This is a genomic window from Algoriphagus aurantiacus (genome assembly GCF_035156405.1).
Lineage (GTDB): Bacteria > Bacteroidota > Bacteroidia > Cytophagales > Cyclobacteriaceae > Algoriphagus > Algoriphagus aurantiacus.
Genome location: NZ_JAXRUT010000024.1, coordinates 86,005 through 95,326, shown reverse-complemented (window position 1 = coordinate 95,326; position 9,322 = coordinate 86,005). Strand labels below are relative to the sequence as shown.

At 38.2% G+C, this 9,322-nt stretch carries 6 protein-coding genes; 3 read left to right on the top strand and 3 right to left on the bottom strand.

The annotated features are described in order from the left end of the window. Nucleotides 1-115 precede the first annotated feature (115 nt). Nucleotides 116-2,035, top strand: a complete 1,920-nt coding sequence (locus tag SYJ56_RS20195; RefSeq protein WP_323837337.1) for an ATP-binding protein — start codon at nucleotides 116-118, stop codon at nucleotides 2,033-2,035. Between the two features lie 16 nt (nucleotides 2,036-2,051). Here SYJ56_RS20195 and SYJ56_RS20190 read toward each other — a convergent pair whose 3' ends face one another. After that, on the bottom strand, nucleotides 2,052-3,644 hold the full coding sequence (locus tag SYJ56_RS20190) for a hypothetical protein (protein ID WP_323837336.1): 1,593 nt from the start codon (nucleotides 3,642-3,644) through the stop codon (nucleotides 2,052-2,054). A 528-nt stretch (nucleotides 3,645-4,172) separates the two neighbouring features. Between SYJ56_RS20190 and SYJ56_RS20185 the strand changes: the two genes are divergently transcribed. After that, the gene (locus SYJ56_RS20185; RefSeq protein WP_323837335.1) at nucleotides 4,173-5,585 is read left to right on the top strand and encodes a Gfo/Idh/MocA family protein; all 1,413 of its coding nucleotides are present in this window, start codon (nucleotides 4,173-4,175) and stop codon (nucleotides 5,583-5,585) included. 104 nt (nucleotides 5,586-5,689) lie between these two features. On the opposite strand, the gene SYJ56_RS20180 is transcribed toward SYJ56_RS20185, so the two are convergent. Next, nucleotides 5,690-6,553 (bottom strand): 3-keto-disaccharide hydrolase, encoded by an 864-nt coding sequence (locus SYJ56_RS20180; protein ID WP_323837334.1) that lies wholly within the window; start codon nucleotides 6,551-6,553, stop codon nucleotides 5,690-5,692. 6 nt (nucleotides 6,554-6,559) lie between these two features. Beyond that, nucleotides 6,560-7,360 (bottom strand): endonuclease/exonuclease/phosphatase family protein, encoded by an 801-nt coding sequence (locus SYJ56_RS20175; protein WP_323837332.1) that lies wholly within the window; start codon nucleotides 7,358-7,360, stop codon nucleotides 6,560-6,562. 303 nt (nucleotides 7,361-7,663) lie between these two features. Between SYJ56_RS20175 and SYJ56_RS20170 the strand changes: the two genes are divergently transcribed. Beyond that, entirely contained in the window at nucleotides 7,664-9,295 is a 1,632-nt protein-coding gene (locus SYJ56_RS20170) for an AsmA family protein (protein WP_323837330.1), read from the top strand. The last annotated feature ends 27 nt before the right edge of the window (nucleotides 9,296-9,322 follow it).

The window sequence follows — 9,322 nt, the reverse complement described above, 5'->3', positions numbered from 1 at the left end:
TCGTTTTTCATACCCTAAAATACAAAGAAGCAGTCAGAATAACACAGAAAAATTAATATAATATACTGTTAATCAGTTGATTATAAATACATTCTCCCTGCAACGGTCTTGAGGTGTGTTTTTTGGAAGAGATGAGGAAATCAACACCTTGTACGAAATGGTGTTTCAGTCCTCTATAGTTCTTGTATATGGAGCCTCGGGTACTGGGAAAACTAGCTTGATCAATTGTGGATTGGCTGGTAAGTTTCAGCCACACGATTGGCTGGCATTAATGATCCGCAGAGGCGGTAATATCAATGATTCACTAGAGTCCACATTGGTGCAAGCCGGAGGGAAGGTAGAGGCAGATTCTGATGAATCAAAATGGGTAAGTGACTGGGAAGATGATACCGATAAGGTGGGCAAAGAATTAACCCCTATTAGCAAATCAATTAAAGCAGTCTATCAAAAATCTTTCAGACCAATCTATTTGATATTTGACCAATTTGAAGAGCTTTTTATTCTTGGTTCAGTTTCCGAGCAGCAGATTTTTATTGAAACAGTAAAAGGAATTCTTCAATCAGGTCAGCCTGTCAAATTGATTTTGTCTATTCGTGAAGAGTATTTGGGATATTTATTTGAGTTTGAACAGGCAATTCCTCAACTGCTTCGCAAAAAACTGAGGGTAGAGCCTATGAATCTTGAAAAAGTGAAGCAGGTTATTCTGGGAGCTACCGCTTTTGAAGGATCAAACATTTCAATAAAAGAAGGAGAGGAAGATTCAGTTTCCGAAGGAATCTTTCAGAAGATCAAAGGAGATAAAAAATCACTCACCATTCAATTACCATTTCTACAGGTATTTCTGGACAAACTTTATCTGAATATCACTGGTGATAAAAAGCGTGAATCGCAAGCTGAGTTTACTTTGGGAAAAGTGAATGAAATGGGAGAGATTGGAGATATACTGAGCAATTTTCTAGAAGAGCAGGTTGCTGATATTTCTAAAGAATTGAAAGGGAAATACTCGAATCTAAATCCTGAGCTCACTTGGAAAATTCTTTCTCCCTTTGCCACACTGGAAGGAACAAAAGACCCTATCACAAAGGGTGAATTGTATGACCGCCTACCAGATTTAGATCAACAAATGATAAAAGAGGTGGTAGAAGCGTTTTCCAATAGCAGATTACTCCGATACAATGAAAATACTGATACGTATGAGATTTCCCATGATTCTCTAGCCAAACCCATCGCAGAAAAGAGAAGTGTGGAAGAAACGGCTTTGCTTGAAATCAAGCGGCTGATTAAAAGTCAGGTAGGAGTGAAAGAGGATGCACGAGAATTTTTCACCGAGAAGCAACTGATCTATATAGAGCCTTATTTGGGCAAGTTTAAACAAAGTGAAGAAGAGAGTAATTGGATAGTAAAAAGTAAGGAATCCCTTAAGCAGGAAAAGCAAAAAGAGGCCAAGCAAAAGTACGATGACTTAGTCAGAAGCAAACGCTCGATGTTTTTGAAAATCGCTATGGGTGTTTTTGTTGTTTTGGCTGCTGTTTTTATTTTCTTGGCTGTAAAAGCAAGACAAAGTGAGATTTTGGCTCAACAGGAAAAATTAAAAGCACAAACTGCTGAAGATTATTCAAATGAATTATTAAAGCTTGTAATGCGTGGGAGAGGGCCGAATTATGAAAATCTCACAAACGAACAAATAGCAGATACCATACATAGAGAAAGAACTTATCCTCTCGATAGTTTGATCGAAATAAAAGCCTCTGTCAGTCCATCTAATGCCGGAGGAACAAATAGAAATTACACCATTTGGCTAGATATGCCCTCATTTAGAAAAGATGAAATAAAGGAAGTTCAATATAATTTTTGTAGAGGGTTTGTAGATAGATTACGAATTTCTAAAGATCCGTCATCTTCATTTTCTATAGGATACCTTGGTTTTGGTTTTTGTCCAACTATGAAAATTGATGTGATTCTATTTGACGGAGATACATTGCATCGGTATTTTTCTTTTGAAGAATATTTTGAAACAAATCCTCCAACGGAATAATCTCAACGATTTGATCTTACTGGATAATCTTAATCAATCCAGCATTTTTCAAATGATCCTGAACTGAGAGTTTGCCAGATAGGTCTAGCTGTACAGTTGAGGATATGTCATTTTGATGGAAGTGATAGACAAATATTGATAGAACCTTAGTTGGAAGACTGGTGTTTTTCAGTTCTTTAGGAAGAATATCATAGCTGTTTTTTAGAATTGCCTCAGCAAAGCCAGCGGTCATTACGTCGTTGTTCATGGTGGCTGGCTTTGATGCTACGATGAATGCAAACATCCTGAATTCAGATTCAACTTCGAAAAATAAGGATTTGAAAATTTCATAGTATGAGAATTTGCCATCACCCCCGAGGTTTTTGATAAAGCGACTAGCAGCAGGAACGGGGGATCCATTGATATTGAATTTCTCCAAACTTGTTGTCAAGGCAAACCCGTCCATATCATAATAGTAATGGAGTTCATTTTTGAATCCCGCATTGGCAAAACCTGTTCTTAGAAATGAATCTACTTGGCCGAGAGTTGATAATGCAGGTTTGTAACTTGAGACGATAAATTTTGCTGAAGCATGTGGAGCTGGATTAGGGAAAAAATAATTCTTTAAATCCGTAGAAGATTCACCCGTCATTGACATGGCAGAAATGATTTGTTCCCTTCCTTCCAAATTTTTATTGCGCGGAAACTTACTAGTTAACTCACTAAGAAGCATTTTGCACACGGTAGGGTTTAACTCTTCCTTTATAAACTTATCGTCCTCCTCGTTTACCTGGCTTATGAAATCATTGTAGGCATCATACAATACTGTATTGTTGAAGTTTCGGGGAACCCGAGTTCTTTTCGATGCTAGGTATTTTAACTGAATGTACTTTGAAATTATATCCAACCTTGAATCGGCAGTAAATTCGGGATTAATATAATTAGGATCCTCATATGTAAATTGATGATACTCGGGAAAGTTGTTAAGGATATCCCTATTTAGTGGTATATTATAAATTCCGGCAATATAGGATAAGGAATCAATATAGAATCTATCGGTATTCTTTGCCGACAAAAAAATCCTCTTAAAATCTGGGAAAATATCTTCGTTAAACAAAGAGTTAAATTCTTTTTTTAAGCTCCTAATATTAGTGGTCAAAGTTTCGTTGGATTCTGAATCGAATTTGATCATTTCATACAGCTTATTCTTTTCGTTTTGAAAGGTCTCATCGTCGTCAATTTTTGCAGAATTGTAATAATTAATGGCTCTGTCCAGCGTACTTTTCAACCTGCGCAGTAAACCCCGACTGACTTCACCTTTATTAAGGTATAGTAGCTTCGATTGATTTTGATAAAATAATGCATTTGTGAAATTGTAGAGCGTGGAATTCGTACCGATGAAAGAGCTGTCTTTGATTGATTTTATTTCGTCATTCTCGAAGGCAAGGATTTTTTTTGTTCGCTCTACAGATATGGTATCAAAATAGGTTTCCGTCAAATACAGATTCATGTAAGCTTGCGCCAATGTAATGGTATCATTTTTAGTAGGCTTAGATTTTACTTGAGCTTGCGCAGAACCTAGAAATGCTATCAGTAGCACGCTAAAAAGGAGGGGTCTGAAAAACTTCATTATACTTTTTTAAATAAATGATCTACAATCCCACCCTAATTTCTAAAAATGTGGGATTGGTGGTTTAAAACAATATCCTTGCCTGAATATAAGCTTTATATTGGTTAATACCTCTTTATCTTGTTGGTAATCAATATTATGGGTAGAGGTTTTAATGCATATGGTATTCTTTACAGGATTGAATCATTCTTCAGAATTTGTGTGTTGTTTCATTTTTTGCCAATTGAAGCCCATCGTTGATTATTTGATCTATGTCATATTTTGATAAAGCCATAAGCCTTACTTTTGCACCGAAGAATCCAAACAGTCCTTCGTTTAAAGTTTGCTGAAAAGTGCAATCACCCCTATTTTTTCACCTATTATCTAATTAGTGAGCTGTAATCCTTGCGTGTAATGTTAGATGTAGATAATCCCAAATATTAATTGGAGATGGCCGAAAGCTGAAAAGCTTTCGGTTTTTTTATTTTTAAGGTGTCAGTACTTCCTGTATTTTTTTATTAATTAGCTATGTTAATTGAACAAAGCATTATGAAAAATAACCAAAGAAGAGAATTTCTGAAATCTACCAGCCTGGTAGGTTTGGGGCTTTTCGGAGCGGGCAGTACCCTCGCCAATGAATTTGATAACCTTCCTTTACAAGCTAAAAAAGGAGTTAATCGAATCCAGTCTTTTAATATGAGCGGTTTTGCTGCTCCCAAAATTGATACTGTCCGAGTTGGGATAGTAGGACTTGGGATGAGAGGGCCTGGAGCTGTTGACCGATTGAGTAAAATAGAAAATGTAGAGATCAAAGCGCTTTGCGACTTGCTTCCTGAGCGTGTAGAAAAAGTAAAGGAGCAATTGAAAGACACTCCGCACCAGCCAGATGGTTATTCTGGAAATGCCTATGCTTTTAAAGAAATGATGGATCGCGATGATCTGGATTTAATCTATATCGCTACACCATGGGAATGGCATACTCCAATGGCAGTTTATGCTATGGAAGCTGGAAAGCATGCTGCCTGTGAAGTTCCTATCGCCGTTACCTTAGATGAGTGCTGGCAATTGGTAGAGACTTCTGAGCGTACCAAGAAACATTGTATGCAGTTGGAGAATTGCTGCTATGATTTCTTTGAATTGATGACATTAAAAATGGCACGTGAAGGCTATTTTGGTGAAGTGGTACATGTGGAAGGAGCTTATATACATGATTTGCTAGCCTTGAATTTCAAGAAGGAAAATGGCTATCAGGATATGTGGAGGCTGAAAGAAAACTATCGGGACGGTAATTTGTACGCAACCCATGGACTAGGACCGATTTGCCAAATCCTGAATATCAACCGAGGTGACCAGATGGATTATTTGACATCTACTTCATCCAATGATTTTTCCATGCATGCCGAGGCTCAGAAACTGGCTGAGAAGGACAACTTCTTTGCGTCTTATGCTACGAAGAATTTCCGTGGAAATATGAACACCTCTTTGGTCAAGACTAAAAACGGCAAGACGATTATGATTCAGCATGATGTCTCTTCACCTAGACCTTATTCCAGACTGCATGTAGTAAGTGGGACAGAAGGATATGCACAGAAATACCCTGAGCCAAAAGTTGCCAAAGGACACGGTTGGCTCAAAGATGAGGAATTCAAAGATTTAGAAACAAAGTACACTCCTGAGATTATCCAGAAGGTAGGAGAGCTGGCCAAGAAGGTTGGTGGCCATGGTGGCATGGACTTTATGATGGACTGGCGATTGATTGATTGCCTGCGAAATGGCCTTCCTCTGGATCAGGATGTCTATGATGCAGCGCTTTGGAGTTGTGTTTCTCCGCTTAGTGAGTGGTCTGTAGCCAATAGATCCAATTCTATTGATGTACCTGACTTCACGGGTGGAAACTGGAAAACAAATGCTCCGGTAGATATCACACTGAATGGTGGAGGAACAACTGGAGTGAGAGTTTGATTTGCATTTAGTAGCAAGTAGCAAGTAGCAAGTAGCAAAATTATGAAATAGCCCGCTGATCTATGATGATTAGCGGGCTATTTTGATTTTTGTCTGATAGTAAATTAGTCAGAATGGGCTGGTTTGGAAGCTAGCCCTTCTTTGACCACTTCGTTAAGTTTTTTCGGATTTCCCATATATTTTGTCAAGTCTATTAAGCGGACAGTCCGGAAGTCGATTGGATGACTTTCACTTTGTAGTGATATATATCCTCCATTAATCATCTGGCCGTCAACTTTGACTTTCGGTTCCACAGGGTTAACATTTCCACCACCTATTTGCGGCTTAGAATAACTCAAAACGGTGTCCTGACCCACTAGATGATGCACATCGCCATTTCCCAACACAATGAAATTGGCAGTTACCCACTGATCTCCATGATAAGTCTCTGAAGTTGAGTTTACGCAATGAGGAGTGAACAATTCACCATCCCTTTCCACGTTTGTTCCCGGAGTACAGAGATTGCAGGTGCTTCTTTTATCTTTTCCATTTCCACCGAGGAATTGAGCCTCAATTGAAATAGGGAAATCCTGATCTTTCAGCATTGTTTTGGGATCTTGGGAATGAAGCATTGCACCTGAATTTCTGGTGGCCCATCCTTCGCCTCCATTTGCTTGCTCACCTACAAAACGATATTCAACTTGGAGTAAATAATTGGAGAAAGGTTTATTGTAGAATATATGCCCGTACTGCCGATCAAATTGATCATAGCCATCGTAGCGAACTTTCATCAATCCATCTTCTACGCGGAATGTATTGGCGAAATTATCGTTCAAGTCGTGTGTACGGATCTTAATAGACCAATCGTCTATGTCTTTGCCGTTGAATAGCGTTTGCCACTTAGGTTTTTTTGCTTCTTCATTTGCAGAGTTGAATGCGAAACCAAAGCCTGCTAGGCAAAGGATAGCAATTAGAATTGTCTTTTTCATAGTAGGTTAGGGTTTAATTAATCTAAGTGTCACCAAAATAGGGTAATGATCAGAATAGGGAACATCAAGGACTTTGTAATCCACAAGCTCAAAATGTTCTGAATCAAACCACACGTAATCAATTCGTTTTCCATTTTCAGAAACGTATGTAGGTGATTCATCTTCAGCCACTTCGCCAGCATCACTCCATATGGAGCTGATACTTTTATATTCTTCTGATGTAGGATCAAAATTCAAATCCCCAGCCCAAAATGCGGGCTGGGGAAGAGAATCGGCATAGTGAGTAATCGCATCTATTTGTGCAAGTCGATTTTCTGAATATTGATGACAGAGATGCGTAGCTCCAAAATATAGTTCTTGCCTGTTTTTAAGTTCTATTTTTACCCAGGCAGCAGCGCGAGGTTCCCCTCCAACAAGAGTTGGTAATGCCTGAGTAGTAAAATTTAAAGCTTTTTTAACCAGGACACCTTCTCCATATCCTCCTTCTGCATAATCCATTGCCTTGGCAAAGTAGCTGGAGTATCCAGTCTTTTTCCCTAGCTCAACTACCCAATTTATCTTTTCTCCATATATATCTTCTAGGCGAGTAGTCATGCTGTCCATTTCCTGAAGAGCCACTACTTCTGGCTGAAGTTGAATAATCAGATTTGCGATCTCATCTATGTTTGGTGTCCCAAGTGTATCTGGGTTTTCACCATGATAAATATTATAGGTTAAAACCTTGAATTCCGGATACTTTTCTTGAGCAAATGCACTCCAGAATGAGCTGAGTAAAAAAGTAAGAGTTACTAAAGACGTTATTTTCATGTTTTATCGATTACCTCATTGCTACTTAATTCTACTTCCTAATTAGATTGATATGTGGCGATGTAAAAGTGAATCAGATTGGAAGTTAGTGATTTTAAAGATTCATGAGAACGAAATTCAGTGTGTCAAAGTCCCTTTTTGTTTCTATGGTTGATAAATGCTATTGTGGAGATTTTTAACTACTGTAAGGCGGAAACAATAAAATTGTAAAATATTTGTATCTTTTTGAAAATCACCTCTTCTCTCCATGTGGTCTTACGTATCCACTTTTATCTTAGTAGTTAATTTAATAATTAAATCTCCTTGAAAAAAATTCTCTGGGCTCTTGGAATAGTTGTTCTCTTGGCCATAGTATCGATTTTTATTTTTGAAAAATGGTTGGTCAAGACTTTGCCCGAACGACTCAATAGTAATGAGGATCGATCGTATGATGTTATTTTTGAGGATGTTAATGTTCAGCTTTTACGCAGGAGTATAGAGCTTCAGGGGATTTCTATTCAGCCCCTGAAAGAAAATATGGCTACCACCATTACAGGTACAATGAAATCACTAAGGCTTGGTGGTGTGAATTTGCTTGGTTTTGTGTTTGGAGATGTAGTCGAAATCAATGAATTCAGATTTGAGGCTCCGAAATTTATTCTGGTTAGAAATGATTCAATTTCCAAGAATCCCGCCGACGTGTCGAAGGCTTTTCAGGGACTATTTGGTGATTTAGTATCAAGAGGAGTGATTCACAATTTTATCTTAAATGACGGGTCAGGAGAATTCTATACTAAATCTGATTCCCTTCGAAAATTTGGGAGCTTTGAGGATTTTCGTATTTCTGCAGTCAATCTTGAAACTGATTCAGTGCGATTGAATTATGCCATTCCATTCAAGCTGGAGAGTATAGAGACTAGCTTGAAAAATCTTCTCATCAATATAAATCAAGATCAAACTTTCACCCTTGGCTCATTAAATTATGATTCCAAGCAAGAGGCGTTTGATTTCTTTGATCTTCAATTGAAGTATGACGATTCTAGTATTGAGGCCTCGAGGAGATCGGAAATACAGAAGGATTTCATAGAAATTGATGTGAAGCATTTACGCATTGAGCAGATAAAAGCACAAAGTAATATTTATGGAAGTTGGGCAATTGTTGCTGGTTTGATGACCATTGATAGCCTGTATTTGCATGACGTAAGAAATAAAAACAAGTCTCGTCCCTATGAACCCGAAAAACCGATGTTTGAAGGGATGGTGGAGCAAATCCCTTTCCCTATTCAGCTGGATACTATCAAGATTTTAAATTCCAAAATCACCTATTCAGAAATTTCCGATGGGAAATCTGAGCCTGGAAATCTGAATTTTGAGCAACTTTCTGGTATAATCACACACGCTATTTCTCTGGATTCTTTACAATCTGGAGAAATGTTGATACATGGGGAAGCTGTTCTAAATGGGTTTGCTCCTTTGCGCATGGATGTAGTAGTGCCCTATGGAAATGATAATACACACGAAAATTTCCATTTGGAAGCTAGTGTAGATCCTTTTAGTTTGCCATCGCTGAATGGCATTCTTGGAGATTTGGTGTCAGTGAATATTAATTCAGGAACCATGGAAAAGCTGGAAATCACCATGGATGCCTCACGCTATTCCTCTTCTAATTCTGTCATATTTCATTATAGTGATCTGAAGCTGGAGCTTAGGGATGAGGAGGCGGAAAAGAAGAAGCTGATGTCCACTCTTGCCAATATCCTTACCTCAAATAATAATTTACCAGAAAACAATAACTATAAAACAGCCCAGTTTCAAACGCAACGAAACATCTATCGGGGTACATTCAATCTCATTTGGGAATCCTTGAGAGAAGGAATGCTTGAAATAGTCCCGGGTGATCTGATGCAGCTACTGATGAAGGAACAGGATCCGTCTGATAAGGGTAAGAGGAGGTAATAGTTGTGAAGCTATTTTGAGAAAATT

Coding starts and splice junctions, on each gene's coding strand:
- SYJ56_RS20190 (WP_323837336.1), bottom strand. CDS start 3,644: ATGAAGTTTTTCAGACCCCTCCTTTTTAGCGTGCTACTGATAGCATTT.
- SYJ56_RS20185 (WP_323837335.1), top strand. CDS start 4,173: ATGAAAAATAACCAAAGAAGAGAATTTCTGAAATCTACCAGCCTGGTA.
- SYJ56_RS20180 (WP_323837334.1), bottom strand. CDS start 6,553: ATGAAAAAGACAATTCTAATTGCTATCCTTTGCCTAGCAGGCTTTGGT.
- SYJ56_RS20175 (WP_323837332.1), bottom strand. CDS start 7,360: ATGAAAATAACGTCTTTAGTAACTCTTACTTTTTTACTCAGCTCATTC.